We start from the raw sequence: 25,269 nt of genomic DNA, 5'->3' as shown, positions 1-25,269 counted from the left end.
AGCCCGAGGCAATGGCCCACGGGCAAGTCGTGATGGGCCGCATCCGCGACCGGCAGGGGTTGTGCGAAACCTCAGGACGTGCAGGCGTTCCCTGCAGCATCTGGTTGTCGCGTCAAGAACCCTGCGTGATGGGGAACTATGGGTGAATCGGGCGCTGTTGGGGGCGGTGTCGCCCACGTGCTCACGCGGTAGCGCTGTTTGAGGGGCACATGCGCCTTGCGGTCGCGATTGTCAAGCGCCGTGTCGGCCATAAGCTTGCGCGGGTTGCGCGTTTGCCAGATACGGTTCGGAAGGTTTTATGAGTCGGGTCATGACATTCAGAGCTTTACACGGAGCGGATTTGAGGACCGCCAGCGTCGCCCTTGTCATCGGCGGGATGATGTGGGGGCTGTACTGGATTCCGGTTCGCTACTTTGTCGACCAAGGACTGGATGGCCCATGGCCCGGTATTGTGATGTACACCTCGGCGTTGATCGTACTGACGCCTTTCCTGATGCGCGAACGGCAAGCGCTTTTGAAAGACTGGCGCGGGCTGATCTTGAGCGGGATGTTCACCGGTGCTGCGTTCAGCTTGTTTACCATCAGTCTGGTTTACACAGATGTCGTCCGGTCAATCCTGCTGTTCTATCTGACACCGGTCTGGGGAACGATCCTTGGAATGGTGTTTCTGGGTGAGCGTCTTGGCCCGGCGCGCGTGCTGGGCTTGCTCTGCGGTCTGGGTGGCATGTTCATCGTGCTTGGCGGAGAACAGGGGTTTCCCTGGCCGCGCAATACTGGAGACTGGCTGGCCCTGATCTCGGGGATCACTTGGGCGATGGGATCGCTGGGGCTTTATCGGACGTCCGGTATCTCTGTTCCGGGGCAGGTTTTTGCCTTTGTTTCAGGCGCTTTGGTGTTGTCTCTGCTGAGCGTTCCATTCGGCGGCGGTTTGGCGTCATCAGAGGCAGTCGGCGAGATGGTTATACGTATCGGCCCGGTCGCGTTGCTGTCAGTCCTGTACACCTTGCCGATGTTTTTTCTGACGATTTGGCCCGCAACCAAGCTTACCCCGGCACGCGTTGGTCTACTGCTGATGAGCGAAGTTGTGGTGGGCCTGATCTCGGCGGCGGTCTTCTCGGGCGAGCCGTTTGGGATGAGAGAAGCATTGGGTGCGGCGTTGATCGTAAGCGCTGCGTTTCTTGAGGTCATGCGGGGCTGATCGTTAACGGATCGGACGCCGGGTGTTGCATTTGCGTTGCGTAACGCATTGACTTTGCGCGCTTTTCTTGGTACGAATTATGTCATGCTAGAAGAGGTGGGCAACGGCCCCGGGGCGACCCGGCGGTCGTTTTTCGTTTCTCTCGTGCGGAAAAACTCACGCATGAGGTCACAGGCAAACATGACTTTGATTACCCCGGAAGAGCGGATTTCTCAGACGGCTGATTTATTGCAGTCGCTTGAGCGATCCATTCGCGATCTGCGCCAAGCGGCGGAAGAACTGCGAAAACAGATCGGTGCCGGGGAGGATGCAGACCTTGCCGGAACAGGCAAGCAACTGGGTCAGCTAGAGGGGCTGATCCGCAGTTGCCAGAAAGTGGAGACAAGCTTTGTCGAACAACATCACAGACAAGCCGGAATTGCCCAAGGGGGCTATGCGCTCGACCTTGATCGGGCACGATCTGAGATCGGGTGCAGGCTGGCTCGCCTCCGCGCCTGCTGCGGTGCAGGACAGATTTCTGAGTGAGATCGGGGAGGGGGGGCTGTGTGCCCTCCCTTTCCTGTTCGAGTTCTGGGCGCTGCCGCATCAGTTGCCGCCCGAGGGCGACTGGCGGTCGTGGGTGATCATGGGCGGGCGCGGGGCCGGTAAGACGCGGGCGGGGGCCGAGTGGGTGCGGTCGGTGGTCGAGGGGTCATTGCCTCTGGATCGGGGGCAGGCGTGTCGTGTGGCTCTGGTCGGTGAGACATTTGATCAGGTGCGCGATGTGATGATCTTTGGGGATAGCGGGATATTGCAGTGTTCACCGCCGGATCGGCGGCCTGTTTGGAAGGCGTCCGAACGCAAGCTGGTTTGGCCTAACGGAGCTGAGGCGCAGGCGTTTTCGGCGCATGATCCCGAGGGGCTGAGGGGGCCGCAGTTTGATGCGGCCTGGGTGGATGAGCTGGCCAAGTGGAAGAAGGCGGGCGAGACCTGGGATATGTTGCAATTTGCGCTGCGGCTGGGGGAACGGCCGCGGGTCTGTGTGACGACGACGCCGCGCAATGTGAAGGTTTTGAAGGATTTGCTGGCGTCGCCGTCGACCGTGCAGACCCATGCGCCGACCGAGGCGAACCGGGCGAATCTGGCAGAGTCCTTCTTGGACGAGGTGCGCGCGCGTTATGCAGGTACGCGGCTGGGGCGGCAGGAGTTGGACGGTGTGTTGCTGTCGGATGCCGAAGGGGCGCTGTGGACCGGCTCGATGCTGGAGGCGGCGCGCTGTGCGCAGGTGCCCGCATTGGACCGGGTTGTCGTGGCGCTGGACCCGGCGGTGACGGCGGGGTCGGATGCGGATGCCTGCGGGATCGTGGTCGTTGGTGCTCAGCTACAGGGGCCACCCGAGGACTGGCGGGCCTATGTACTGGCTGACAGGACGGTGCAGGGCGTTGGCCCGGCTGGCTGGGCGCAGGCGGCGATTGACGCGATGGATGAGTTCGGGGCCGAACGGCTGGTGGCCGAGGTCAATCAGGGCGGGCAACTGGTGGAAGAGGTCGTGCGGCAGGTGGACCCGCTGGTGCCTTATCGCGCGGTGCGGGCGTCACGCGGCAAGGTCGCGCGGGCCGAGCCTGTAGCGGCGCTATACGATCAGGGGCGTGTGGCCCATTTGGCCGGGTTGGACTCGCTGGAGGAGCAGATGTGCCAGATGACCGCGCGCGGGTTCGAAGGGCAGGGCTCACCCGACAGGGTCGACGCGCTGGTCTGGGCGCTGCATGAGTTGGTTGTGGGGCCTGCAGGGGCATATCGGCGGCCCAGGGTGCGGAGTTTGTGAGTACTTTGAGGATTGCTCTACAGACAATCATATTTCGCCTAAAGGACTGATCTTTCGCTGAGCGCATTCAGGTTCAGGACGTTGGGTACTCTTGATTCCAACTGTCCTCGTATTCGCCGAGCAACCGGGACAACGTCAGCAGCGAAGAAAATAGCCTTGCGTGGACATCCGGCGACATCATGGTTTTGTAGTCATCAAGTAGCTGCACAAGAACGACTACGTTGGAGGCAAACACCTCGTAGACGTGTTTGTCGGCAGCAGTAGGTTCCTTGGTCCAGTTATTGTTCGTATCGGAGTGTCCGGACGGTGCAGGTTCGTTTTCAGTCATCGGGTGGCCTCTTCAATTTGAAGCACACGTGGGGGCATGTGAAACGCAGACAATTGCCGTGGCATGAAATCACAAGAACTTGGCGGCGATTGCAAAGGAATTTGGTCGGACGTTGAGCGCGCCGCGGCTATTGTAATAGTCCAAGCTGGAGTCAGGGCCAGGGCTCGCCCGACAGAATAGATGCGTTGGTATGGGCGCCGCATGAATTGATTGTGGTGCCTGCGGGAGCGTATGGTCGGCGTCGGGTGCGAAGTTTGTGATTAAAACGCGTATTTCGAAGCTAGTGGCTCTACGACAATGCTTAGCCTTTAGCAGGCCTGTTTCCAGACCAACGGAAAAGAACAATAGGTCAAACCGGCGTGCTAACCGCAGACCAACGATCAAATTGCGACACTGGTTTGAAGTTTCAATTCATGCCAATACCAGCCGATACTACTTGAGAGTATGGAGAAGGCATTTGAGCAAATACCCCAAATTAAACATAGCTCTCGAGTACTTAGAAGCAGCTATTGAAGAAAGAGAGTTGCGTCAAAGATATTTCGCCGCAATGAATTTGGCCGGAGTGGCAGAGGAGCTTCTTGGCAAGCTTATTCGTGCAAATGGCGATGTGGACCAAATGACTGAAGCAGTTAATCGTTTGAACGTCATCCAAAAAGTGGGCGTGGAGCAACTCGGCTGGAAGAAGTTGAGTGAAAAAGAGCTCAGAAAATTACTTGTGCGCCCCAAAAACAGCATCAAGCATATGGATAGTGTTGCATCTGGGAATAGTGCTGAGTTGTTCTTTGAGGTGGAGGATGAGTCAAAGTGGCTCATTCAATCAGCTATCCGCAATTTGGACATTCTCAATATTGATTACTCAAACGTCGTAAAAGAGTTTGTAAATAAGCACGCAGCAGACGTATGAAAGCTGCAACAATTGCTCTTTGGGATCGATACCCACCCTAGTGATTTAGCCAAAATGTCGTGGACATCACATGTCGGTCATGTTTGTTTTCGAGGCGTGGGCAGTGCAGATCGTAAACTTCGAAAGTCCGGAGCTGCCGATTAATTGTCTTGTTGTCTGATGGCAGTCGGAGAATGGTCGCTGACCCGTTGCCCACCCCCCGAACGCCCCATTCCCAAGGCTTAAACTTCTTTCCCTCATAACTCCTTTCAACAAGCCGGGCAGAGCGGCGGCAGAAAGGAGCACAGATGGTATTCGATTTCTTGCGTCGTGGATCGGCTGGCGAGGCACCTGAGGCGAAGGCAAGCGCGGCGGGGCCTGTGGTGGCGTGGCAGACGGGCGGGCGCGTGGCGTGGAGCCCCAGGGATGCGGTGTCGCTGACGCGGACGGGGTTTTCTGGGAACCCGGTGGGGTTTCGCTCGGTCAAGCTGATTGCCGAGGCGGCGGCGGCGTTGCCTTTGGTGTTGCAGGATCAAGCGCAACGGTTTGATGTTCATCCGATCCTGACGCTGATGCGCCGTCCAAATGCGGCGCAGGGGCGGGCGGAGTTGATGGAAGCCTTGTTTGGGCAGTTGTTGCTGTCGGGCAATGCGTATGTCGAGGCGGTTCAGGCTGACGAGGGGCTGCCGGTTGAGCTGCATGTGTTGCGGTCGGACCGGATGAGCGTGGTGCCGGGGGCGGATGGCTGGCCCAAGGCGTATGATTACGCGGTTGGTGGCAAAAAACACCGGTTTGCGGCGGAAAACATCTGTCATATCAAGTCGTTCCACCCTCAGGATGACCATTATGGGTTCTCACCCATGCAAGCGGCGGCGATGGCGATTGATGTGCACAACAGCGCGTCGCGGTGGTCGAAATCGCTGCTGGATAACGCGGCGCGACCTTCGGGGGCGCTGGTGTGGAAGGGCGATGGCCATGGGGTGATGGCCGAGGATCAGTTCCGGCGTCTGTCCGATGAGATCGAGCAGAACTATCGCGGGGCGCGCAATGCTGGCCGTCCGATGGTCCTGGAAGGGGGGCTGGATTGGAAGCCGATGGGGTTCTCTCCGTCCGATATGGAGTTTCAAAAGACCAAGGAAGCCGCCGCCCGCGAGATCGCGCTGGCCTTTGGGGTCCCGCCGATGCTGCTGGGGATCCAGGGCGATGCGACCTATTCGAACTATCAGGAGGCCAACCGGGCGTTTTATCGCCTGACCGTGCTGCCCCTGGTGACGCGGGTGGCGGCGGCGGTGTCAGAATGGCTGGCGGGCTTTATCGGTGAGGATCTGATGCTGAAGCCTGATCTGGATCAGGTGCCGGCGCTGTCGGCGGAACGGGATGCGCAATGGGCGCGGGTCAACGGGGCGGATTTCCTGACGGATGCCGAGAAACGCGCGTTGCTGGGGCTGCCGGAGCGTGGCGATGGGTGACGGGTATCCTCCGTTCGACTGCGCGCCGGGCCTGCGTCTGGCCGCGCATGAGCGGGTGGCCGAGATCCAGCACGCCCACCTGTGTCGGCGGTTGGATCAGATCGAAGAGATGATGGAGCGGCTGGAGAAGCGGTTGTGGCTGACGGTTTACGGCGTGGCGGCGGTGATTTTGGCGCAGGCGTTTCAGTCGTTACTGGTGGTAGCGCCGTAATGTCAGTGGGTTACATGGAGAAGTTCATGGATTTAGAACATAAATTCGCTCGGTTTGGCGACGGGTTGTCGGTGTCCGAGGATGCGGTGATCGAAGGGTATGCCAGCCTGTTTGAGCAGGTCGATCAGGGCAGCGATGTGGTGCAGCGCGGGGCGTATACGGGCTCGCTGGAGGGGCTGGCAAAGGCGGGTCAGCGGGTCAAGATGCTGTGGCAGCACGATCCGGCGCAGCCAATCGGCGTCTGGGATGAGGTGCGCGAAGACGACAAGGGCCTGTGGGTCAAAGGGCGTCTGCTGGAGGCCACGCAAAAGGGCCGTGAGGCGGCCGAGTTGATCCGGGCGGGCGCTATGGATGGCCTGTCGATTGGTTATCGCACCAAACGGGCCGTGAAGAATGACAAGGGCCAGCGGGTCCTGACCGAACTGGAGCTATGGGAGGTGTCGCTGGTGACTTTCCCGATGCTGCCCAGTGCGCGGGTGGCGGCGAAGGGCGTTGAGCCTGACGTTGAAAACACCTGGCGCAGTATTGCCGAGGTGTTCAACGACGCCCGGCAGGAGCTGGCGCGGACCTAGCGCGCCTCAATACCCACCCAAAAAGGAAGTGCTGATGAGCAAGACCGTGACCCCGGCCTTGACCGGAGAGGGTGCGCCCCTGGTTCAGGAGGTGAAGCAGGCGATGGCTGGCTTCGTGAATGAATTCAAGGGCCTCAAGGCCGAAGTTAAAACCCAACTGCAACAGACAGAAGAGCGACTGACCATGCTGGATCGTAAATCAACCATCGCGGCGCGTCCGCACCTTGCGGCATCGATCGAAGAAGGCGCCCCGCATCAGAAGGCATTCGACGCCTATGTGCGTTCGGGCGAAGATGATGGGCTGCGCGGGCTGGAGATCGAGGCCAAGTCGCTTTCGACGGCGGTGAACAGCGACGGTGGCTATCTGGTCGATCCGCAGACGGCTGAGATGATCAAGTCGGTGTTGAATTCGACCGCTTCGATCCGTTCGATTGCGTCAGTTGTGAATGTCGAGGCGAACTCGTTCGATGTGCTGATCGACCACACCGATGTGGGCGCGGGTTGGGCGGATGAGAACTCGGCCACGGCTGAGACCTCGGCCCCATCGATTGATCGGATTTCGATCCCGCTGCACGAGCTGAGCGCGCTGCCCAAGGCGTCGCAGCGTCTGTTGGATGACAGTGCGTTTGACGTCGAAGGCTGGCTGGCCGGTCGCATCGCCGACAAGTTCGCACGGGCCGAGGCGGCGGCGTTCATCAATGGTGATGGTGTGGACAAGCCCAAGGGTATCCTGACCCACCGCACGATGGAAAACGGCAGCTGGGGCTGGGATAGCCTGGGTTATGTCGCGTCGGGCATTGATGGTGGCGTCGATGCCGATGCGATTGTGGACGTGGTCTACGCGCTGGGCGCGCAGTACCGGGTGAACGGCACTTTCGTGATGAACTCGAAAACCGCGGGTCTGATCCGCAAGCTGAAGGACAGCGATGGCCGCTTCCTTTGGTCGGATGGCCTGGCCGCTGGTGAGCCTGCGCGTCTGATGGGCTATCCGGTGCTGATTGCCGAGGACATGCCGGATGCGGCGACCGACAGCTATTCGATTGCCTTCGGTGACTTCCAGTCGGGCTATACCATAGCCGAACGTCCCGATCTGCGCGTGCTGCGCGACCCCTTCAGCGCCAAGCCGCATGTCCTGTTCTACGCGACCAAGCGCGTGGGCGGCGACGTAAGCGATTTTGCTGCAATCAAGTTGCTGAAATTCGGCATCGCCTAAGCGGTGGCGGATCCGGGGGGCTGCAAGGCCCCTCGGGCGGCGGGCGCGGGCCGGGGTGAGATCCCCCGCGTTGTCTAGCTGCTCCCCTCCGTCCGAGCAACGTGGGGCGGCGCGTGCCCGTCATTTTCCAAGGATACGGCCCCGGAGGGGTCCGAGATTGCGGAGTGAATGGATGATGTTGATCGAAGAAACCGCCATCGCGGATGCGGCGCTGCCGGTGGATCAGTTCAAGGCGCATCTGCGGCTGGGCACGGGGTTTGCCGAGGGCAATGTGCAGGACGAGGTGTTGAATGGCTTTCTGCGTGCGGCCATTGCGGCGATTGAGGCGCGCACCGGTAAGGTGCTGATCGAACGGGATTTCTCGTGGAGCCTGAACGGTTGGCGCGATCCAGCAGGTGAAGTGCTGCCGGTGGCCCCGGTGGTCTCGGTTGCTGCGATCACGCTGACGGATGCGGCGGGGACCGACATGGTTGTGGATGCCGAAGCTTACCGTTTGGAGCGCGACATGCAGCGCCCTCGGTTGCGTCCGGTTGGCACTTGCTTGCCAAGGGTGCAGACCGGCGGCTCGGTGAAGATTGCCTTCACTGTCGGGATGACCACGGATTGGGGCGGGCTGCCCGCTGACCTTGGGCAGGCGGTGCTGCTGCTGGCGGCGCATTACTACGAATACCGCGATGAGACGGCGCTGGGCGCGGGGTGCATGCCCTTTGGCGTGACAAGTTTGATCCAGCGCTATCGCACGGTGCGCTTCGGCGCGGGGGTGACTCAATGAGCGCGCCGCGATTGAACCGCAAGCTGGTGCTGGAGGCTCCGGTGCGCAGCGCGGACGGCGCGGGGGGGTATACCGAGACCTGGACTGCGCTGGGTTCGCTTTGGGCCGAGGTGACGGCACGTAGCGGGGCGGAACGCGCGGTCGGTGGCGCCTCGGTGTCGCGGGTTGGCTATCGGATCGTAGTCCGGGGCGCACCTGAGGGATCATCCATGCGGCCTGCGCCGGATCAGCGGTTTGCAGAAGGGACGCGCCGGTTTGTCATCCGCGCGGTGGCCGAGCGTGATGGGCGCGGCCAGTACCTGACCTGTTTCGCAGATGAAGAGGTGGCGGCATGAGCTATGGCGTTGCAGCCGCGTTGCAGGCGGCGGTGTTTCAACAGCTATTGGGGGATGTGCAGGTAAGCGCCCTGTCAGGCGGTGCGATCTATGACGCGGTGCCATCGGGAGTGCTGCCTCAGACCTATGTGACGCTCGGGCCGGAGGAGGTGCGGGACGCCTCGGACCGGTCGGGCGCGGGTGCGGTGCATCGCTTCACGGTGTCGGTGGTGTCCGAGGCGGCGGGCTTCAGTGCGGCCAAGACATTGGCGGGCGCGGTGTGTGACGCGCTGGAAGGTGCGGCGCTGAGCTTGGACCGGGGCCATCTGGTGGGGCTGTGGTTCGAACGCGCTAGCGCCCGACGCACGGGAACCGGCGGCGCGATCCGCCAGATCGATCTGAGATTCCGCGCCCGCGTGGAAGACGACTAAGCAAATAACGGAGAGAGCATATGGCTGCCCAGAACGGAAAAGACCTGTTGGTCAAAGTGGATATGAACGGCACCGGCCTGTTTGAAACCATCGCGGGCCTGCGCGCCACGCGGATCAGTTTCAATGCGGAAAGCGTGGATGTCACCAGCCTGGAAAGCCAGGGCGGGTGGCGTGAGCTGCTGTCGGGGGCGGGGGTCAAATCGGCCTCGATCTCGGGCTCGGGCGTGTTCAAGGATGAAGGTACTGATGAGCGGGCGCGTCAGCTGTTCTTTGATGGCGAGACGCCTGGGTTTCAGGTGATCATCCCTGATTTTGGCATAGTCGAAGGCCCGTTTCAGGTCAGCAGCATCGAATATGCGGGCTCGCATAACGGTGAGGCGACCTATGAGATGAGCATGGCAAGCGCCGGTGCGCTGAGCTTTACGGCGCTCTGATGGCCAATCCGTGGACGGGCGAGGTGGCGCTGGCCATCGATGGGGAGCAGCGGGTGCTCAAGCTGACATTGGGTGCTTTGGCGGAACTGGAACAGGAGCTGCAGGCCGGGTCTCTGGTCGAGCTGGTGCAGCGGTTTGAAGGCGGGGCTTATTCCAGCGGGGATGTGCTGGCGCTGCTTGTCGCCGGGTTGCGGGGCGGCGGTGCGCAGGTCTCACGCGAGGATCTGATGCATGCCGAGATTGCGGGCGGGCCGATGGCGGGGGCCAAGGCAGCGGCTGAGTTGCTGGCGCGGGCCTTCATGGTGCCCGAGTGAGCGGGTTCGACTGGCCCGTATTGATGCGGGCCGGGTTCCTCGGCCTGCGTCTGACGCCGGATCAGTTCTGGCATCTGACCCCGGCCGAGCTGCGGCTGATGCTGGGGCAAGGCGCGGGAATGCCTTCGATGAACCGGGCGGGCCTGGATGCCTTGCTGGCGGCCTATCCGGACAAGACACAAGGAGAGCGTGATGACGGATCGTGATGGTTTTGACGACCTGCAGGAGCGGGGAGAGGCGCTGGGCGATGCGTTGGGCGACGCCGCGACAATGGCATCAGCGTTTGATGGTCAGATGCGGCGGATCAGGGCTGCGTTTGAAGAGACTGGAAAAGATGTGGCCACGCTGGAGCGTGGCATGTCGGGCGGGTTGCGCAAGGCTTTTGATGGCGTGGTGCTGGATGGGATGAACCTGTCGGGGGCGCTGGATGTGCTGAAGAACTCGATGATCCGCACGGCCTATTCGGCGGCCATCAAACCTGTGACGGATCATTTTGGCGGCATGCTGGCCAACGGGGTTGGTGGCTTGGTGCAGGGGATACTGCCCTTTGCGGATGGAGGCAGTTTTTCTCAGGGCCGTGTGATGCCGTTTGCCAATGGTGGGGTTGTTAGCAGCCCGACGATGTTTCCGATGCGAGGCGGCACCGGGTTGATGGGTGAGGCGGGTCCCGAGGCGATCATGCCACTGGCGCGCGGGGCCGATGGCAAGCTGGGTGTGCGGTCACAGGGCGGCGGGCGAGCGGTCAACGTGGTGATGAATATCTCAACACCGGACGTGCAGGGGTTCCGCCGCTCTCAGGGGCAGATTGCGGCGCAGATGAGCCGCGCATTGGGCCGCGGCAATCGCAACAGATAAGGGGAGCAGGCGATGAATTTCCACGAGGTGAGATTTCCCGCCAGCCTGAGCTTTGGCTCGGTCGGTGGGCCGGAACGGCGCACGGATATCGTGACGCTGGCCAACGGGTTCGAAGAACGCAACACGCCCTGGGCGCATTCGCGCAGGCGCTATGATGCCGGGTTGGGGATGCGGTCGCTAGACGATATCGAGACATTGATTTCCTTCTTCGAGGCGCGGCAAGGCCAGATGTTTGGATTCCGCTGGAAGGACTGGTCGGATTTCAAATCGGGCGCGGCGACGGCTGAGGTCGACAAGGGCGATCAGGTGATTGCGCGCGGGGATGGCGAGACGACCGATTTTCAGCTGATCAAGAGCTACAGCTCGGGTGGATTCAGTTATGTAAGGCCGATTTTGAAGCCGGTACTGGGGACCGTGACGCTGGGGCTGGATCAGGACGCGCAACGCGAAGGCGTGGACTTTGAAGTCGATTTGGCGACCGGACGCGTGATGTTCTCGGCCCCGCCGCCTGAGCAGGTCGAGATTACAGCCGGGTTTGAGTTCGACGTTCCGGTACGGTTCGACACCGACAAGATCCAGACCAGCGTGGCCAGCTTTCAGGCCGGTGACGTCCCGAACGTACCGGTGGTCGAGGTGCGGGTCTGATGAGCGGGGACAAACAGGCGCTGCAGGCGCATTTGCAAAGCGGGCTGACCACCACCTGTCGTTGCTGGGCAATCACGCGCAGCGACGCACAGGCCTATGGTTTCACGGATCACGATATGGAGTTGCGCTTTGACGGGCTGGTGTTCAAAGCCAGCACCGGTCTGACCGCTGCGGCGATCGAGCAGGCAACCGGCCTGTCGATCGATAATACCGAGGCGATGGGCGCGCTGTCTGATGCCTCGGTCCGGGAAGAGGATATCGAGGCGGGGCGCTTTGATGGGGCCGAGGTGCGGGCTTGGCTGGTCAATTGGGCCGATCCTGAGCAGCGGATGCTGCAGTTTCGTGGTTCGATTGGCGAGTTGCGTCGCGCTGGCGGGGCGTTTCATGCGGAATTGCGCGGGTTGACCGATCTGCTGAACCGGCCTTTAGGGCGGATTTATCAGAAGCCCTGTACGGCTGTGTTGGGGGATAAGGCGTGCCGCTTTGCCCTGGAGACGCCGGGTTATCGCGCTGAGGCTGAAATTGTCGCGCTGGACGGCGCGGCTTTGCGTTTGCAGGGCGCGGAGAGTTCTGATGCGGGTTGGTTTGAACGCGGCAGGCTGGATGTGCTGGACGGGGCTGCGCAGGGCCTGTGGGCCTCGATCAAGCTGGACGAACAGGTCAGAGATGGCCGCGATGTCACGCTGTGGTCGGCGATTGGCGGCGGGCTGGCGGTTGGGGACCGGGTCCAGCTGATCGCCGGGTGTGACAAGCGCATGACCACTTGCCGACTGAAGTTCAACAACATGCTGAATTTTCAGGGCTTCCCTGACCTGCCACACGAGGATTGGGTCATGGCCGTACCCAAGCGCAGTAGTCAACACAAAGGGGGAAGCAGGCGATGATGCGGACAAAACAAGATATCGTGGACGAAGCGCGCGGATGGCTGGGCACACCTTATGTTCATCAGGCCTCTGTTCGGGGTGCAGGCGCCGATTGTCTCGGCCTATTGCGGGGCGTTTGGCGCGCGGTGATGGGGCATGAGCCTGAGGCGGTGCCGGTCTACAGCATGGATTGGTCCGAGCCGCAGGGTGAGGAACGCATGTGGGCCGCAGCCCGTCGCCATCTAGTCGAGAAATCGCCCGATGATTTGGCCCCGGGGGATGTATTGCTGTTTCGGATGCGGGATGCGGCAGTGGCAAAGCATCTGGGCATCGTCAGCGCCCAAGACCCGATGCGATTCATCCACGCCTATACCGGGCATGGTGTTGTTGAAAACACGCTGAGCGAGCCTTGGCGTCGCCGCGTGGTCGCTTGTTTCGAATTCCCGCTGGAGGATTTCTGATGGCCACAATAGTTCTGTCTGCTGCAGGTGCGGCAATAGGTGGTTCGATCGGGGGCTCGGTTGCGGGTCTGTCCACGGCGGTGATTGGCCGCGCGGTCGGGGCGACGCTTGGGCGGGTGATCGACAGCCGGCTGATGGCCAGCCAATCCGTAATGGGTGGCGGTAGCGAGGTGGTCGAGACCGGGCGTCTGGATCGTTTCCGTCTCACCGAAACCGGTGAGGGTGCGACCGTCGCGACGGTCTACGGCCGGATGCGAGTTGGAGGACAGGTCATCTGGGCCTCGGACTTTCTGGAAACCCGATCGACCTCGACGACGACGCAAACATCAGGCGGTGGCGGTGGAGGCAAGGGGAAACCCAAGCCCGTTGAAGTGACGACAACGACAACCACGCATAGCTACAGCTATTCGGTGTCTCTGGCGATTGCGGTGGGCGCGGGACAGGTTGCGGATATCACGCGTGTCTGGGCCGATGGTGAAGAGGTCGAGCGCCGAACGCTGAACATGCGGATATATCGCGGCGATCACGAGCAATTGCCCGACCCGCTGATTGAAGCGGTCGAAGGGGCAGGCACGGTGCCCGCCTATCGCGGCACGGCTTATGTGGTGATCGAAGATCTGGCGCTGGGCCCCTTTGGCAACCGCGTGCCGCAATTCTCGTTCGAGGTGGTGCGGCAGGAACAAGACGAGATGCCGGATGCCGAGGACGCGCTGTCTCGGATCATCAAGGGGGTGGCCTTGATGCCGGGTACGGGTGAATACGCACTGGCTTCATCTCAGGTTAATTACACCAAGGGCCGGGGGCGCAGTTGGGCGGCGAATGTCAATTCACCATCGGGCAAGTCCGATCTGGTGACCTCGACGCGGGCGCTCGGCCAGGAATTGCCGGGCTGCGAGGCGGCTTCGTTGATCGTGTCGTGGTTCGGCGATGATTTGCGCTGCGGAGAATGCCAGATCCGCCCCAAGGTTGAACGCAAGAATATCGAGGGCGCAAACATGCCCTGGAGTGTTTCAGGTGTGTCCCGAACTGCGGCGGGGCAGGTGAAATGGCAGGATGGGCGTCCGGTTTATGGCGGCACACCGGCTGATGCGGCCGTAGTGCAGGCGATCCGGCACCTGAAGAGCTCGGGCAAACGGGTTATGTTTTATCCGTTTATTTTGATGGAGCAATCAGAGGGCAACGGCCTGCCTGATCCGTGGTCCGATGCGCCGGATCAACCTCATTTACCCTGGCGTGGGCGGATCACTTTGGATGTTGCTCCGGGGCGGCCAGGCTCGCCGGATCAAACTGCCGATGCGGATGCGCAGGTGGCGGCGTTCTTTGGTACGGCGCGCGCGTCACATTTCTCGACCAGCGGCAGCAAAGTGACCTATCGCGGCCCAAGTGAATGGGGATTACGGCGGTTCATTCTGCACTATGCGGCCCTGTGCAAGGCGGCGGGCGGTGTGGAGTCCTTCTGCATAGGGTCCGAGATGCGCGGGCTAACGCAAATCCGCGGCGCGTCTGGCTTCGCTGCAGTTGCGGGGCTGCGGTCTCTGGCCGCGGAAGTGCGCGCGATATTGGGGCCGGAAACTAAGATCGGCTATGCCGCAGACTGGACCGAGTATTTCGGGTATCAGCCGCAAGACGGCACCGGAGACCGGTATTTCCACCTCGACCCGCTTTGGGCCGATGAGAACATAGATTTTGTCGGCATCGACAACTATATGCCGCTGTCCGACTGGCGGGATAGGGCCTCGCATCTGGACGCTGAGGTGTCGAATGGGTCGATCTACGATCTGGACTATCTGCGCGGCAATATCGAAGGCGGCGAGGGGTATGATTGGTACTATGCCTCACCGGAGGAAGCCGAAGCGCAGATCCGAAGCCCGATCACTGATGACGATCATGGCGAGCCGTGGGTCTGGCGGTACAAGGACCTGCGCAACTGGTGGGCGAACCGACATCATGAGCGGATCGGGGGCGTGCGGCAGCAAACACCCACGGGTTGGGTTCCGGGGTCCAAGCCAATCTGGTTCACCGAACTGGGCTGCGCGGCCATCGACAAGGGCACGAACCAGCCGAACAAATTCTTGGACCCAAAGTCGTCTGAATCGAATTTGCCGCGCTATTCCAATGGAGTACGGGATGATTTTATCATGGTTCAGTACCTTCGGGCCGTCCTTGGCTATTGGGGTGATGCTGAGATCAACCCGGTTTCAGATATCTATGACGGCCCGATGGTGGACCTGTCGAACGCCTTTGTCTGGGCTTGGGATGCGCGTCCGTTCCCGACTTTCCCGAACCTGCGGTCGCAGTGGTCGGACGGCGATAACTATGCACGTGGGCATTGGCTGAACGGGCGATCCGGGTCGCGGACTCTGGCCTCGGTCGTGACAGAAATCTGCCACGAGGCAGGGGTGACGGCGATTGATGTGTCCGAGCTCTACGGCGTGGTACGCGGTTACGCGGTTGAGGACGTAATGAATGCTCGGCAGGCCTTGCAGCCGCTGATGCTGCGCTATGGGTTCGACGCGATCGAGCGGGACGGGGTGCTGAAGTTTAAAACCCGCGACGGGCGTCGGGCCGTTGACATCGACCCCGAGCAGATCGCCATCAGCGCGGATATCGACGGGCCAGTGGAACATCGCCGCGAGGCTGAGGCCGAGATGACCGGGCGTGTGCGTCTGCGGTTCGTCCAGTCGGATGCAGATCACGATGTGGTCGCGGAAGAGGCTGTTTTGCCGGACGACAGAACTCATGCGGTTGCGGTCAACGAAATGCCCCTGTCAATGACCCGCGCTGAGGGGCGGCAAACGGTCGAGCGCTGGCTGAGCGAATCTCGCATTTCGAGAGAGACGGCGCGCTTTGCTCTGCCGCCATCGCTGTTGAATGTCGGGGCCGGGGATGTGGTGCGTCTGCCGGATGCCGGGGACGGAGCCCTTTATCGGATCGACCGGTTGGAACAGGCCGAGATGCAGTTGGCGGATGCGGTACGTATCGAACCCGAAGTTTATACGCCTTCTGATGTGCTGGATGATGTGGCGGCGGCCAAGCCGTTCATCGCTCCGGTGCCAGTTCTGCCGGTGTTCCTGGACCTGCCATTGATCACCGGGTCGGAAGCGCCGCACGCGCCCTATCTGGCAATCTCGGCCGAGCCGTGGCCCGGTAACGTGGCTGTCTATTCGGCTGCACAGGATGAGGACTATACCTTGCATCAAGTGATCGCGGGGCAGGCGGTGATTGGCTTCACCGAAACACCCCTGCGACGCGCAGGCGCTGGGATCTGGGACGAAGGGGCCGCGTTGCGTGTCAACTTGATCGATGGCGTGTTGGAGTCTCGTCCCCGCTCGGCGTTGCTGAGTGGTGCCAATCTGGCTGCCATCGGTGACGGAACACCGGGCAATTGGGAAGTGTTCCAGTTCTCGGATGCGATCTTGCAGGAGACTGGCGTTTACAATTTGTCAGGCCGCTTGCGTGGTCAGCTGGGTACGGATGCCCTGATGCCGAATGTATGGCCTGAAGCGTCTACCTTTGTCCTACTGGATGAACGTGTTTATCAGACCGGATTGCTGCGCACCGAACGCCGCGTGGCCAAGCATTACCGTATCGGCCCTGCAACGCGCGGGTACGAGGACCCGGCATATGTGCATCTGGTTGAAGCTTTCGATGGCAATGGGCTGAGGCCTTATGCGCCAGTGCATTTGCAGGCTTCTGCGTCGGCTACCGGGGACAAGATCTCGTGGGTGCGCCGCACCCGGATTGACGGCGATGACTGGAGCGCATTGGATGTGCCTCTGGGCGAAGAAAGCGAATCCTATCTGATCCGCGTCTTCACTGAGGGTGCTTTGTTGCGCGAAACTGTCACCAGTGATCCGGTTTGGCAGTATTCTGCCGCGATGAAAGCCGATGACGGGCTGGCCGGACCCTACGATATCGCAGTCGCGCAGGTTTCGGCTACCTACGGACCCGGGGCGTTTGCGCGCCTTTCGGTCTGCTAGCCGTGCGGCCAGTCCTGCACGGAGATCTCAGCGCGGCGGCGCGGGCTTTGCTGGCCGCGCCGCGAACCGACCGCGATAGGATAATTACCCTCATGATTGCTGAGGCCGAACTGGCGGATCGACATGTCGCCAGAACTGGGCGGTTGCATCCTGTTTATGGAAATGGCTCGTTGATGGCAGCCGCGTGCTGCCGGCCCTTGGCAGACGAACCAAATTTCGACGATCTGCAATATTGCCAATGTTTCGAGATGGTTCTGCGCAAACTGATCCGGTTTCAAATCAGCCAGATGCGCAACTGACACATTTTGAGGCGGCTAGGTCCAGCTCTAGCCTTCCGTGCGCTATTTCCTCGCCGCAATCTTCGCAATAGCCGAAATCGTCTTCGTCCATCCGGTTTAGAGCGGCCCGAAGCCGATGCGTTTCGGTGTCGCGCCGGGCCTGTTGCGCCTTGGCCATTGCTTGATTTTGCAACGCATCCATCCGGCTGAGCCGACCCACTGCCTGTTGATCCAGCTCCACAACTGATTGCGCATCCTGACCGGCGGCGGATTGCGCGGCCAGATCGCGAAGGCGCTGGTGAATAAGCTTCCGAAAATGGTCCAGATCGGCTGAGTTCATTTTTTGTTGTAGTGCATATCAAGGGTTTGCGTTTGGTAATTTTACGACTAGATGGCTATTCTAAGCGCAGCAAAGGATGAAAAGCCATGTTCGAAACGCGCAGCCAAGTGACACCTGTGGACCCGGTTTGGGACCGCATCACCTCGGAAGCCCATGCAGCCGTCGAGAAAGAGCCGCTGATGGGCGGGTTGGTACACGCCTGTATCTTGCATCACCGCAGTCTTGAGAGGGCATTGTCCTATCGCATCTCGGCCAAGCTATGCTCGAATGAGATGTCGATGATGGTACTGCGTGAGATCGTGGATGAGGCCTATGCTGACGACAAAGCGTTGATTGAAGCCGCGCGCGCGGACCTGATGGCTGTTTATGAACGCGATCCGGCCTGCCACCGCCTGCTGCAACCGATCCTTTATTTCAAAGGGTATCAGGCGATGCAGGCTTATCGCGTGGCCCACTGGCTTTGGAACAAGGGGCGCCATGATCTGGCGTATTTCTTCCAGATGCGATCTTCCGAGATATTCGGCATTGATATCCATCCAGCTGCCCGCATCGGTAAAGGCATCATGATCGACCATGCCCATTCTATCGTGATCGGTGAAACCGCTGTGGTTGGGGACAATGTTTCGATGCTGCATTCGGTGACGCTGGGCGGGACCGGCAAGGAAGAAGAACAGCGCCATCCAACCATTGGTGACGGCGTTCTGATCGGCGCGGGTGCTAAGGTTCTGGGCAATATCGAGGTTGGCCATTGCAGCCGTATCGCCGCCGGATCAGTGGTGCTGCAGGAAGTGCCACCGTGCACGACGGTCGCTGGCATTCCCGCCAAGATCGTGGGCGAGGCCGGGTGCGATCAGCCGTCAATCTCGATGGATCATATGCTGGGGAAAGACCAGTAATTCGGAGTGAATAGATGAAAAAGGCCGCCTCGGGGTTCGAGGCGGCCTTTTTTGTGCATGATCTTCTGAGCTTAGGCCAACATGACCATCGGATTTTCCAGGTTGTCGACGATGGCTTGCAGCAGCTGAGCGCCAAGCGCGCCGTCGATGACCCGGTGATCGACCGACATGGTGACGGACATGACGGTTGCGACCGTCAGTTCTCCGTCATCGCCCACGATAGGTTTCTTGAGGCCGGTACCAACTGCGAGGATACCTGCATGCGGCGGGTTCACGATGGCATCGAAATTGTCGATGCCGAACATGCCGAGGTTCGAGACTGCGAAAGTACCGCCTTGGTACTCGTGCGGGGCCAGCTTGCGCTCGCGGGCGCGTCCGGCGAGGTCTTTCATCTCGGTCGACAGCGCCGACAGCGATTTGGTGTCGGCATCTTGCAGGACCGGAGTGAACAGACCGCCCTCGATGGCGACGGCAACAGCCACATCCGAAGGTTTCAGTTGCAGAACCCGGTCACCCGCCCAGACGGCATTGCACTCGGGCACCTGCTGCAGCGCGTTGGCGACGGCCTTGATGATAAAGTCGTTGACGCTGAGTTTCACACCCCGGCCTTCGAGTTGCTTGTTCAGCTGGCTGCGGAATTTCAGCAGCGCATCCAGCTTGATATCCCGGCGCAGGTAGAAATGCGGGATGGTCTGTTTGGCCTCAGACAGACGCGCGGCGATGGTCTTGCGCATGCCATCGAGTTTGATCTCTTCGTATTCGCGGCCTTCGTACATCTTGGCCACGGCGTCAGCCGATGGACCTGCGGGAGCGGCGGCGGTTGGGGCGGCTGCAGCAGCAGGCGCAGGTGCCGCTGCAGGTGCGGCTGTGGCGCTTTCCACATCGGCTTTGACGATACGGCCATGAGGGCCAGAACCTGAGATTTGAGCCAGATCTAGACCCTTTTGCGCGGCAATCCGACGAGCAAGGGGGGATGCGAAGATACGACCGCCATCCGCTTTGGCCGGTGCCGCTGGGGCAGGGGCGGGCGCCTCGGGTGCCGCCGGTGCGGCAGCCTCGTTGCCCGCTGCGGCAGCTGGCGCAGCCGCGGGAGCAGCGGTTGGCGTTGCACCGATATCATCAGCGCTTTCCCCATCTTCCAGCAGGACTGCGATGGCGGTGTTGACTTTAACGCCTTCGGTTCCCTCAGGAATAAGGATCTTGCCGACGGTGCCTTCGTCAACAGCCTCGAACTCCATTGTTGCCTTGTCGGTTTCAATTTCGGCCAGCAGATCGCCCGAGGAGACGGTGTCGCCTTCCTTGACGAGCCATTTTGCAAGTGTGCCTTCCTCCATCGTCGGGGACAGGGCAGGCATCAGGATTTCGGTGGGCATTTCAGCGCTCCTCAATCAGAGTAATTTGGTCAAAGGGCGCCTTGGGGCGCCCGGTGCCGCGTGCGAGTGTCGCAATCGCAGCCTCGATTTTGTCTTTGTTCTCCGCCATCCAGACATAGGCGGTCTGGTGTGAGGGGCGCGCGCCGATCAACCGCATATCCGCCGCCAGTCGTTCGGGTACAAGCGCCCGCACGATGCGGTTGTCGATGTCAATCTCGACACGGTAGCATTCGGTTGCTGGATCGCGGCCCCTGATCTCCATTACCGGTAGGTCACCTGTTTCACCGCAGCGATCACCTCATCAGTGGTGATCAGCGCCAGCTTTTCGAGGTTCGCCGCATATGGCATCGGAACATCTTTGCCGGTGAGGGTGATGACCGGGGCGTCGAGATAATCGAACGCTTCCTGCATGACGACCGAGCTGATGTAGCTACCAACGGAACCTTGCGGCCAGCCTTCTTCGACGGTCACAAGACGGTTGGTTTTCATCACCGAGTTGATGATCGCACCGGTGTCCATCGGGCGGATGGTGCGTAGGTCGATCACTTCGGCGCTGATGCCGTCTTCGGCCAGTTTGTCTGCGGCTTCCAGCGCATATTGCATGCCGATGCCGAAGCTGACGATGGTCACATCCGAGCCTTCGCGCCAGATGCGGGCCTTGCCCAGCGGGATGGTCAGGTCATCCACTTGCGGCACGTCGAAGGACCGGCCGTAGAGGATTTCGTTTTCCAGGAAGACCACGGGGTTCGGGTCGCGGATGGCTGATTTCAGCAGACCTTTAGCATCGGCTGCGGAATAGGGCATCACCACTTTGAGACCGGGCACCTGCATGTACCATGCGGCGTAGTCCTGCGAGTGTTGCGCGGCCACGCGGGCAGCGGCACCGTTAGGGCCACGGAATACGATCGGACAGCCCATCTGACCGCCAGACATATAAAGCGTTTTGGCGGCAGAGTTGATGATCTGATCAATCGCCTGCATGGCGAAGTTGAAGGTCATGAACTCGACAATCGGTTTCAGCCCGCCAAAGGCCGAGCCGACGGCGATGCCGGTGAAGCCGTGTTCAGTGATCGGGGTGTCGATGACACGTTTGGCACCGAATTCATCGAGCAGGCCTTGAGAGATTTTATAGGCGCCCTGATATTCAGCGACTTCTTCGCCCATCAGATAGACATCTTCGTCGCCGCGCATTTCTTCGGCCATCGCGTCGCGCAAGGCTTCGCGGACGGTTTGCTGCGCCATCTCGGCGTCGGCAGGCCAATCGGGCGACAGGTCCACAACCGGAGCAGCGGGGGCTGCTGCGGCAGGAGCGGGGGCCTCAACCGCCGCAGGGGCGGCTTCGGCCTCCGCTGCGGCTGCGGGCGCAGCCACGGGCAGGGCGGAGGCGTCTTCACCATCTTCGACCAGGATCGCGATAGGGGTGTTTACTTTGACCCCTTCGGTGCCCTCGCTGATCAGAATCTTACCGACGATGCCTTCATCGACGGCTTCGAACTCCATCGTCGCCTTGTCGGTTTCGATCTCGGCCATGATGTCGCCCGAGGATACGGTGTCGCCTTCCTTGACCAGCCACTTGGCCAATGTGCCCTCTTCCATCGTGGGCGAAAGGGCGGGCATGAGAATTTCGGTTGCCATGTCTTATTCGTCCTCTCAGGCGTAGATATCAGTCCAGAGCTCGTCCAGCGACGGCTCGGGGCTTTCTTTCGAGAATTCGGCGGCCTGATTGACGACCTCTTTGATCTCTTTGTCGATCGCCTTCAGGTCATCCTCGGTCGCGTGTTTGCCGGTTAGCAGCAGCTCGCGTACATGTTCGATCGGATCGCTTTGTTCGCGGACCTTCTGAACCTCTTCGCGTGTACGGTACTTGGCCGGGTCAGACATCGAGTGGCCGCGATAGCGGTAGGTTTTCACCTCGAGGATGTAGGGACCTTTGCCCGCACGGCAGTGGGCGACCGCTTTTTCACCTGCGGCTTTGACGGCCAGCACATCCATGCCGTTCACCATTTCGCCCGGTATTCCAAAGGCTTGGCCGCGGTGGTATATGTCGGCTGACGACGTCGAGCGCGCCTGCGCGGTGCCCATGGCGTATTGGTTGTTTTCGATCACGAATACCACCGGCAGCTCCCAAAGAGCTGCCATGTTGAAGGTCTCATAGACCTGACCCTGGTTGGCTGCGCCATCACCGAAATAGGTGAAGGTGACGCCGCCGTTCTCTTTATACTTGTCAGCAAACGCCAAACCCGCACCCAGCGGAACCTGTGCGCCAACTATGCCATGGCCGCCATAGAAATTCTTCTCTTTCGAGAACATGTGCATCGAGCCGCCTTTGCCTTTGGACAACCCGCCCTCTCGACCGGTCAATTCGGCCATTACGCCGCCCGGGTCCATTCCACAGGCCAGCATGTGGCCGTGATCGCGGTAGGATGTGATGCGCTTGTCGCCTTCTTTGGCCGCGGCCTCAAGCCCGACAACAACCGCTTCCTGACCGATGTAGAGGTGGCAGAAACCGCCGATCAGACCCATGCCGTAGAGTTGACCTGCCTTTTCCTCGAATCGGCGGATCAGCAGCATCTCGCGGTAATATGTGGTCAGTTCTTCCGCAGAAACATTTGGTTTCTTTGTGGTTTTTCGCGCAGCCATAGTGGCGATCTCCCCCTTTCGGCAAGATAGTTTAGCGTTAAACTATCTCATAGAGCATTTCACACGTTCTGGCGAGTACTAATGTTACGCGAGGGCAGGATACGCGAGTTGCGGCCTGCCACAGCTTATCTTCCGGGCGTTAAGGTACAGAGATTCTTAGTCAAAAATTTCGTCAGCGGATGACGATCTCATCCGCGCGGATCATGCCGAGCACTGAGCGGGCCTGTTGATCCAGCAGATCGAGATCCAGATAGGTGTCTGACAGTCGGCGGGTCAAGTTCTCCATCTGCTCGATCTCGGCGTTCAGCTGCGCCAGATCGCGAGACAAAACATCGCGCTCGGCGGCAATCTCGACCCGGCGAAACAGACCGTAATCCCCTTGAACGGCGGCAAAGGTGAAATACACCCCCAGCATGAAGGCGATCGTGAAGAAAATGAAGGCCCCTAAACCGGGCCGATTGGAACGGGACACTGTGTTAACCGCCGTGTGAAATACTGCCTCAGAAACGCACCCTTTTTGGATGTCTCGACGCACTATGTCACAGGTGATTCGGCTTGTGAATCCCCTGAGTAGAAAAAGCTGAGACCTGAGGTTTGAGCGCTTACGGGTCCAGCGCGGCCACACCCGGCAAGGTCTTGCCTTCCATCCATTCAAGGAAGGCACCACCAGCAGTAGAGATATATGAGAAATCCGTTGCCGCGCCCGAGGCGTTCAGTGCGGCCACCGTGTCGCCCCCGCCTGCGACCGAGGTCAGCTTGCCATCGCGGGTTAGTGCAGCCGCCTTCAGCGCCGCCGCATTGGTTGAGGCATCGAACGGGGTCAGCTCAAACGCCCCCAGTGGGCCGTTCCAAATCAGGGTCTGGCATTTTTTCAGCACTTCGGACACGGCTGCGACGCTTTCGGGACCGGCGTCTAGGATCATCGCGTCCGAAGGGCACTGATCAGCGGGCAGCACCTGATGCGGCGCGTTGGCCTCGAACACTTCGGCCACGACGATGTCGCGCGGCAGGACGATCGTACAGCCAGCGGCTTCGGCCTTGCCGAGGATTTCGGCGGCGGTATCGGTCATGGCGTGCTCGGCCAGTGATTTGCCGACATCGATCCCCTGGGCCAGTAGGAATGTATTGGCCATGCCGCCACCGATGACCAGATAGTCAACCTTCTCGATCAGGTTGCCCAGCAGGTCCAGCTTGGTCGACACCTTGGCGCCCCCGACAACCGCTGTGACAGGCCGCTTGGGTGCGCCCAGGGCGGCCTCAAGTGCGCTCAGTTCCTGCTGCATCAGGCGTCCGGCACAGGCGGGCAGCAGACGGGCCAGCGCCTCGGTCGAGCTGTGGGCGCGGTGCGCGGCCGAGAAGGCATCGTTGCAATAGATGTCGCCCAGCTTTGCCATGCCTTGGGCAAGTGGGACGCTGTTCTTGGTCTCCTCGGCATGGAAGCGGGTGTTTTCCAGCAGCAGAACCTCACCTTCAGCCAGGGCGGAGGCTGCGGTTTCAGCCTCATAGCCTACGCAATCATCGGCAAAGCGCACGGGAACCCCGAAAGCGGATTCAAGTGCTGGCACAAGCTGCTTCAATGACAGCTCGGGTACATGCTGACCACCGGGGCGTCCGAAATGGGCCAGCAGGATGGGTTTACCGCCTGCGGCGAGGATATCGCGCACGGTTGGCACGATCCGTTGAATGCGGGTGTCGTCGGTCACCACGCCATCCGCGACCGGTACGTTGATATCCACGCGCACCAGAACCCGCTTACCGCCAAGATCCATATCGTCCAGAGATTTCCAGCCCATCGCGCTCATCCTTGCCCATTGCATCCAGTTTCAGCGGTTCTTTTCCTGCATTTTGCGTTCAGGTCAATGCGTCACTTGGCATTCGCGCGCCCGCGTCATAGGTATTTGCGCAAGTTTCAAAGACAGGAGGGCCAGATGGCCGAGATCAAAGACCCCGAAAACACGATCATCATTGAGCTGAAAGACGGCAATGTCGTCATCGAATTGCTGCCTGATGTGGCCCCTCAGCACTCGGCCCGCATGAAAGAGCTGGCGCGTGGTGGCGAATATGACAACGTCGCATTTCACCGCGTGATCGACGGGTTCATGGCGCAAACCGGCGACGTGCAGCATGGCGACATGGAAGACGGGTTCAACATTCGTATGGCGGGCACCGGTGGATCGTCGCTGCCGAACGTTCCGGCAGAGTTTTCGAAACTGCCCCATGATCGCGGCACGTTGGGTGCGGCACGCTCGGCCAACCCGGATTCGGCAAACTCGCAGTTCTTCATCAACTTCAAGGACAACCATTTCCTGAACGGTCAATATACCGTGTATGGCCGCGTGATCGACGGGATGGAGCATGTGGACGCGATTGTGCGTGGTGAGCCGCCTGCAAGCCCCGACCGCATGATCAGTGTTAAGGTGGCTGCCGATGCATAAGCTGGCTGCAGTTTTTGCCTTGCTGGCCAGCCCTGCGCTGGCAACCGGGCTTGAGATTGAGATCGAGGGCGAGGGCGCCAATGGCACCGTCACCGTTGATCTATTCGAGGATATTGCGCCCAAGCATGTAGAGCAGATCACCGCTCTGGCCGCTGCTGGTCAGTACGATGGGGTTGTGTTCCACCGTGTGATCGATGGGTTCATGGCGCAGACCGGCGATGTTGAGTTTGGCCGTGTCGGTGGCGACATGCGTCGCGCGGGTACGGGTGGATCGGATCGCCCTGATCTGCCTGCCGAATTCTCGGATTTCAATTATGACCGGGGCGTCGTGGGTATGGCGCGGGCGCAGGACCCAGACAGCGCGAACTCGCAATTCTTCATTATGTTCGAGCCCGGCCCGTTCCTGAATGGTCAGTACACCGTTGTTGGTCAGGTGACAGAAGGGATGGACGTTGTCGATGCGATCAAGCGGGGCGATGGCCCTAATGGCGCAGTGATCGGACAACCGGATGCGATGAAAAAGGTCACGGTGACCGAATAAAAGAAAACCCCGGCGCGCT

The 25,269-nt window shown here is 60.5% G+C and carries 31 protein-coding genes; 23 read left to right on the top strand and 8 right to left on the bottom strand.

Going from position 1 to position 25,269, the window contains the following annotated elements; translation table 11 throughout:
- Window positions 1-310: 310 nt before the first annotated feature.
- The 3 genes from ACR0BT_RS04415 to ACR0BT_RS04405 all read left to right on the top strand — a co-directional run bounded on the left by ACR0BT_RS04415 (window position 311) and on the right by ACR0BT_RS04405 (window position 3,002).
- The gene (locus ACR0BT_RS04415) at window positions 311-1,198 is read left to right on the top strand and encodes a DMT family transporter (protein WP_170565911.1); all 888 of its coding nucleotides are present in this window, start codon (window positions 311-313) and stop codon (window positions 1,196-1,198) included.
- Window positions 1,199-1,378: 180 nt separating this feature from the next.
- Window positions 1,379-1,723 (top strand): hypothetical protein, encoded by a 345-nt coding sequence (locus tag ACR0BT_RS04410; protein WP_039536221.1) that lies wholly within the window; start codon window positions 1,379-1,381, stop codon window positions 1,721-1,723.
- Window positions 1,632-3,002, top strand: coding sequence for a DNA-packaging protein (locus tag ACR0BT_RS04405; RefSeq protein WP_480762602.1), 1,371 nt, complete (start codon window positions 1,632-1,634; stop codon window positions 3,000-3,002). The genes ACR0BT_RS04410 and ACR0BT_RS04405 overlap by 92 nt, the downstream gene beginning before the upstream one ends.
- Before the next feature lie 73 nt (window positions 3,003-3,075).
- Here the strand turns inward: ACR0BT_RS04405 and ACR0BT_RS04400 are convergent, their stop codons facing one another.
- Window positions 3,076-3,330: a hypothetical protein gene (locus ACR0BT_RS04400; protein ID WP_170422230.1), complete on the bottom strand. Its 255-nt coding sequence runs from the start codon at window positions 3,328-3,330 to the stop codon at window positions 3,076-3,078.
- A 457-nt stretch (window positions 3,331-3,787) separates the two neighbouring features.
- Here ACR0BT_RS04400 and ACR0BT_RS04395 point away from each other — a divergent pair, with 457 nt between their 5' ends.
- From ACR0BT_RS04395 to ACR0BT_RS04315, 17 genes are all read left to right on the top strand, one after another.
- Window positions 3,788-4,234: a hypothetical protein gene (locus tag ACR0BT_RS04395; protein WP_480613233.1), complete on the top strand. Its 447-nt coding sequence runs from the start codon at window positions 3,788-3,790 to the stop codon at window positions 4,232-4,234.
- Between the two features lie 287 nt (window positions 4,235-4,521).
- A complete protein-coding gene (locus ACR0BT_RS04390; RefSeq protein ID WP_480762601.1) occupies window positions 4,522-5,682 on the top strand; it encodes a phage portal protein in 1,161 nt (386 codons plus the stop codon).
- Window positions 5,675-5,893, top strand: a complete 219-nt coding sequence (locus ACR0BT_RS04385) for a GTA head formation protein, RCAP_rcc01685 family (RefSeq protein WP_170635229.1) — start codon at window positions 5,675-5,677, stop codon at window positions 5,891-5,893. The genes ACR0BT_RS04390 and ACR0BT_RS04385 overlap by 8 nt, the downstream gene beginning before the upstream one ends.
- Before the next feature lie 26 nt (window positions 5,894-5,919).
- Complete coding sequence (locus ACR0BT_RS04380; RefSeq protein WP_480762600.1) at window positions 5,920-6,465, top strand: HK97 family phage prohead protease; 546 nt, start codon at window positions 5,920-5,922, stop codon at window positions 6,463-6,465.
- A 34-nt stretch (window positions 6,466-6,499) separates the two neighbouring features.
- Window positions 6,500-7,678, top strand: coding sequence for a phage major capsid protein (locus ACR0BT_RS04375; RefSeq protein WP_480762599.1), 1,179 nt, complete (start codon window positions 6,500-6,502; stop codon window positions 7,676-7,678).
- Between the two features lie 172 nt (window positions 7,679-7,850).
- A complete protein-coding gene (locus ACR0BT_RS04370; protein ID WP_480762598.1) occupies window positions 7,851-8,450 on the top strand; it encodes a head-tail connector protein in 600 nt (199 codons plus the stop codon).
- The gene (locus tag ACR0BT_RS04365) at window positions 8,447-8,785 is read left to right on the top strand and encodes a phage head closure protein (protein ID WP_170598035.1); all 339 of its coding nucleotides are present in this window, start codon (window positions 8,447-8,449) and stop codon (window positions 8,783-8,785) included. Before ACR0BT_RS04370 ends, ACR0BT_RS04365 begins: the two co-directional genes overlap by 4 nt.
- The gene (locus ACR0BT_RS04360) at window positions 8,782-9,195 is read left to right on the top strand and encodes a DUF3168 domain-containing protein (RefSeq protein ID WP_480752840.1); all 414 of its coding nucleotides are present in this window, start codon (window positions 8,782-8,784) and stop codon (window positions 9,193-9,195) included. Before ACR0BT_RS04365 ends, ACR0BT_RS04360 begins: the two co-directional genes overlap by 4 nt.
- A 20-nt stretch (window positions 9,196-9,215) precedes the next feature.
- Window positions 9,216-9,629 (top strand): phage major tail protein, TP901-1 family, encoded by a 414-nt coding sequence (locus ACR0BT_RS04355; RefSeq protein WP_170374021.1) that lies wholly within the window; start codon window positions 9,216-9,218, stop codon window positions 9,627-9,629.
- A complete protein-coding gene (locus ACR0BT_RS04350; protein WP_480762597.1) occupies window positions 9,629-9,943 on the top strand; it encodes a gene transfer agent family protein in 315 nt (104 codons plus the stop codon). The genes ACR0BT_RS04355 and ACR0BT_RS04350 overlap by 1 nt, the downstream gene beginning before the upstream one ends.
- On the top strand, window positions 9,940-10,149 hold the full coding sequence (locus ACR0BT_RS04345; RefSeq protein ID WP_480762596.1) for a rcc01693 family protein: 210 nt from the start codon (window positions 9,940-9,942) through the stop codon (window positions 10,147-10,149). Before ACR0BT_RS04350 ends, ACR0BT_RS04345 begins: the two co-directional genes overlap by 4 nt.
- On the top strand, window positions 10,136-10,798 hold the full coding sequence (locus tag ACR0BT_RS04340; protein WP_480762595.1) for a phage tail tape measure protein: 663 nt from the start codon (window positions 10,136-10,138) through the stop codon (window positions 10,796-10,798). Before ACR0BT_RS04345 ends, ACR0BT_RS04340 begins: the two co-directional genes overlap by 14 nt.
- 12 nt (window positions 10,799-10,810) lie before the next feature.
- A complete protein-coding gene (locus tag ACR0BT_RS04335) occupies window positions 10,811-11,443 on the top strand; it encodes a phage distal tail protein, Rcc01695 family (protein WP_480759195.1) in 633 nt (210 codons plus the stop codon).
- Window positions 11,443-12,327 carry a DUF2163 domain-containing protein gene (locus ACR0BT_RS04330; protein WP_480735902.1) on the top strand — a complete coding sequence of 295 codons (885 nt, stop codon included), beginning with the start codon at window positions 11,443-11,445 and terminating at the stop codon, window positions 12,325-12,327. The genes ACR0BT_RS04335 and ACR0BT_RS04330 overlap by 1 nt, the downstream gene beginning before the upstream one ends.
- Window positions 12,327-12,767, top strand: coding sequence for an NlpC/P60 family protein (locus ACR0BT_RS04325; protein WP_170396502.1), 441 nt, complete (start codon window positions 12,327-12,329; stop codon window positions 12,765-12,767). Before ACR0BT_RS04330 ends, ACR0BT_RS04325 begins: the two co-directional genes overlap by 1 nt.
- Window positions 12,767-16,747 (top strand): baseplate multidomain protein megatron, encoded by a 3,981-nt coding sequence (locus ACR0BT_RS04320; protein ID WP_480762594.1) that lies wholly within the window; start codon window positions 12,767-12,769, stop codon window positions 16,745-16,747. Before ACR0BT_RS04325 ends, ACR0BT_RS04320 begins: the two co-directional genes overlap by 1 nt.
- Before the next feature lie 2 nt (window positions 16,748-16,749).
- The gene (locus ACR0BT_RS04315; RefSeq protein ID WP_480570199.1) at window positions 16,750-17,046 is read left to right on the top strand and encodes a DUF7742 family protein; all 297 of its coding nucleotides are present in this window, start codon (window positions 16,750-16,752) and stop codon (window positions 17,044-17,046) included.
- On the opposite strand, the gene ACR0BT_RS04310 is transcribed toward ACR0BT_RS04315, so the two are convergent.
- Complete coding sequence (locus tag ACR0BT_RS04310; protein WP_170626669.1) at window positions 17,027-17,365, bottom strand: TraR/DksA C4-type zinc finger protein; 339 nt, start codon at window positions 17,363-17,365, stop codon at window positions 17,027-17,029. The two genes, ACR0BT_RS04315 and ACR0BT_RS04310, sit on opposite strands and share 20 nt — an antisense overlap.
- Before the next feature lie 86 nt (window positions 17,366-17,451).
- Between ACR0BT_RS04310 and cysE the strand changes: the two genes are divergently transcribed.
- Window positions 17,452-18,261: a serine O-acetyltransferase gene (gene cysE / locus ACR0BT_RS04305; RefSeq protein WP_170396508.1), complete on the top strand. Its 810-nt coding sequence runs from the start codon at window positions 17,452-17,454 to the stop codon at window positions 18,259-18,261.
- 71 nt (window positions 18,262-18,332) lie between these two features.
- Here cysE and ACR0BT_RS04300 read toward each other — a convergent pair whose 3' ends face one another.
- From ACR0BT_RS04300 to ACR0BT_RS04275, 6 genes are all read right to left on the bottom strand, one after another.
- Complete coding sequence (locus tag ACR0BT_RS04300) at window positions 18,333-19,634, bottom strand: pyruvate dehydrogenase complex dihydrolipoamide acetyltransferase (RefSeq protein WP_170396510.1); 1,302 nt, start codon at window positions 19,632-19,634, stop codon at window positions 18,333-18,335.
- A gap of 1 nt (window position 19,635) precedes the next feature.
- Entirely contained in the window at window positions 19,636-19,896 is a 261-nt protein-coding gene (locus tag ACR0BT_RS04295) for a hypothetical protein (RefSeq protein WP_170403080.1), read from the bottom strand.
- Window positions 19,896-21,269, bottom strand: coding sequence for a pyruvate dehydrogenase complex E1 component subunit beta (locus tag ACR0BT_RS04290; protein WP_170396514.1), 1,374 nt, complete (start codon window positions 21,267-21,269; stop codon window positions 19,896-19,898). The genes ACR0BT_RS04295 and ACR0BT_RS04290 overlap by 1 nt, the downstream gene beginning before the upstream one ends.
- 15 nt (window positions 21,270-21,284) lie before the next feature.
- A complete protein-coding gene (pdhA, locus tag ACR0BT_RS04285; protein ID WP_170396516.1) occupies window positions 21,285-22,274 on the bottom strand; it encodes a pyruvate dehydrogenase (acetyl-transferring) E1 component subunit alpha in 990 nt (329 codons plus the stop codon).
- Between the two features lie 172 nt (window positions 22,275-22,446).
- Window positions 22,447-22,746 (bottom strand): FtsB family cell division protein, encoded by a 300-nt coding sequence (locus ACR0BT_RS04280; protein WP_170626672.1) that lies wholly within the window; start codon window positions 22,744-22,746, stop codon window positions 22,447-22,449.
- Between the two features lie 130 nt (window positions 22,747-22,876).
- Window positions 22,877-24,067 (bottom strand): phosphoglycerate kinase, encoded by a 1,191-nt coding sequence (locus tag ACR0BT_RS04275; RefSeq protein WP_480762593.1) that lies wholly within the window; start codon window positions 24,065-24,067, stop codon window positions 22,877-22,879.
- Between the two features lie 135 nt (window positions 24,068-24,202).
- On the opposite strand from ACR0BT_RS04275, the gene ACR0BT_RS04270 reads away from it, so the two are divergent.
- Window positions 24,203-24,709, top strand: a complete 507-nt coding sequence (locus ACR0BT_RS04270) for a peptidylprolyl isomerase (RefSeq protein WP_170396522.1) — start codon at window positions 24,203-24,205, stop codon at window positions 24,707-24,709.
- Window positions 24,702-25,250 carry a peptidylprolyl isomerase gene (locus ACR0BT_RS04265; RefSeq protein WP_170512043.1) on the top strand — a complete coding sequence of 183 codons (549 nt, stop codon included), beginning with the start codon at window positions 24,702-24,704 and terminating at the stop codon, window positions 25,248-25,250. The genes ACR0BT_RS04270 and ACR0BT_RS04265 overlap by 8 nt, the downstream gene beginning before the upstream one ends.
- Window positions 25,251-25,269: the final 19 nt, after the last annotated feature.

The organism is Ruegeria sp. CJ6, from assembly GCF_056536665.1.
Note: the sequence above shows the minus strand (reverse complement) of the source record. Positions and strands in the feature narration are given on the sequence as shown.

Bases quoted from the DNA above. Each gene is read 5' to 3' on its own strand.
- ACR0BT_RS04415 (WP_170565911.1), top strand. From the start codon at position 311: ATGACATTCAGAGCTTTACACGGAGCGGATTTGAGGACCGCCAGCGTC.
- ACR0BT_RS04410 (WP_039536221.1), top strand. From the start codon at position 1,379: ATGACTTTGATTACCCCGGAAGAGCGGATTTCTCAGACGGCTGATTTA.
- ACR0BT_RS04405 (WP_480762602.1), top strand. From the start codon at position 1,632: ATGCGCTCGACCTTGATCGGGCACGATCTGAGATCGGGTGCAGGCTGG.
- ACR0BT_RS04400 (WP_170422230.1), bottom strand. From the start codon at position 3,330: ATGACTGAAAACGAACCTGCACCGTCCGGACACTCCGATACGAACAAT.
- ACR0BT_RS04390 (WP_480762601.1), top strand. From the start codon at position 4,522: ATGGTATTCGATTTCTTGCGTCGTGGATCGGCTGGCGAGGCACCTGAG.
- ACR0BT_RS04385 (WP_170635229.1), top strand. From the start codon at position 5,675: ATGGGTGACGGGTATCCTCCGTTCGACTGCGCGCCGGGCCTGCGTCTG.
- ACR0BT_RS04380 (WP_480762600.1), top strand. From the start codon at position 5,920: ATGGATTTAGAACATAAATTCGCTCGGTTTGGCGACGGGTTGTCGGTG.
- ACR0BT_RS04375 (WP_480762599.1), top strand. From the start codon at position 6,500: ATGAGCAAGACCGTGACCCCGGCCTTGACCGGAGAGGGTGCGCCCCTG.
- ACR0BT_RS04370 (WP_480762598.1), top strand. From the start codon at position 7,851: ATGATGTTGATCGAAGAAACCGCCATCGCGGATGCGGCGCTGCCGGTG.
- ACR0BT_RS04365 (WP_170598035.1), top strand. From the start codon at position 8,447: ATGAGCGCGCCGCGATTGAACCGCAAGCTGGTGCTGGAGGCTCCGGTG.
- ACR0BT_RS04360 (WP_480752840.1), top strand. From the start codon at position 8,782: ATGAGCTATGGCGTTGCAGCCGCGTTGCAGGCGGCGGTGTTTCAACAG.
- ACR0BT_RS04355 (WP_170374021.1), top strand. From the start codon at position 9,216: ATGGCTGCCCAGAACGGAAAAGACCTGTTGGTCAAAGTGGATATGAAC.
- ACR0BT_RS04350 (WP_480762597.1), top strand. From the start codon at position 9,629: ATGGCCAATCCGTGGACGGGCGAGGTGGCGCTGGCCATCGATGGGGAG.
- ACR0BT_RS04340 (WP_480762595.1), top strand. From the start codon at position 10,136: ATGACGGATCGTGATGGTTTTGACGACCTGCAGGAGCGGGGAGAGGCG.
- ACR0BT_RS04335 (WP_480759195.1), top strand. From the start codon at position 10,811: ATGAATTTCCACGAGGTGAGATTTCCCGCCAGCCTGAGCTTTGGCTCG.
- ACR0BT_RS04330 (WP_480735902.1), top strand. From the start codon at position 11,443: ATGAGCGGGGACAAACAGGCGCTGCAGGCGCATTTGCAAAGCGGGCTG.
- ACR0BT_RS04325 (WP_170396502.1), top strand. From the start codon at position 12,327: ATGCGGACAAAACAAGATATCGTGGACGAAGCGCGCGGATGGCTGGGC.
- ACR0BT_RS04320 (WP_480762594.1), top strand. From the start codon at position 12,767: ATGGCCACAATAGTTCTGTCTGCTGCAGGTGCGGCAATAGGTGGTTCG.
- ACR0BT_RS04310 (WP_170626669.1), bottom strand. From the start codon at position 17,365: ATGAACTCAGCCGATCTGGACCATTTTCGGAAGCTTATTCACCAGCGC.
- cysE (WP_170396508.1), top strand. From the start codon at position 17,452: ATGTTCGAAACGCGCAGCCAAGTGACACCTGTGGACCCGGTTTGGGAC.
- ACR0BT_RS04300 (WP_170396510.1), bottom strand. From the start codon at position 19,634: ATGCCCACCGAAATCCTGATGCCTGCCCTGTCCCCGACGATGGAGGAA.
- ACR0BT_RS04295 (WP_170403080.1), bottom strand. From the start codon at position 19,896: ATGGAGATCAGGGGCCGCGATCCAGCAACCGAATGCTACCGTGTCGAG.
- ACR0BT_RS04290 (WP_170396514.1), bottom strand. From the start codon at position 21,269: ATGGCAACCGAAATTCTCATGCCCGCCCTTTCGCCCACGATGGAAGAG.
- pdhA (WP_170396516.1), bottom strand. From the start codon at position 22,274: ATGGCTGCGCGAAAAACCACAAAGAAACCAAATGTTTCTGCGGAAGAA.
- ACR0BT_RS04275 (WP_480762593.1), bottom strand. From the start codon at position 24,067: ATGGGCTGGAAATCTCTGGACGATATGGATCTTGGCGGTAAGCGGGTT.
- ACR0BT_RS04270 (WP_170396522.1), top strand. From the start codon at position 24,203: ATGGCCGAGATCAAAGACCCCGAAAACACGATCATCATTGAGCTGAAA.
- ACR0BT_RS04265 (WP_170512043.1), top strand. From the start codon at position 24,702: ATGCATAAGCTGGCTGCAGTTTTTGCCTTGCTGGCCAGCCCTGCGCTG.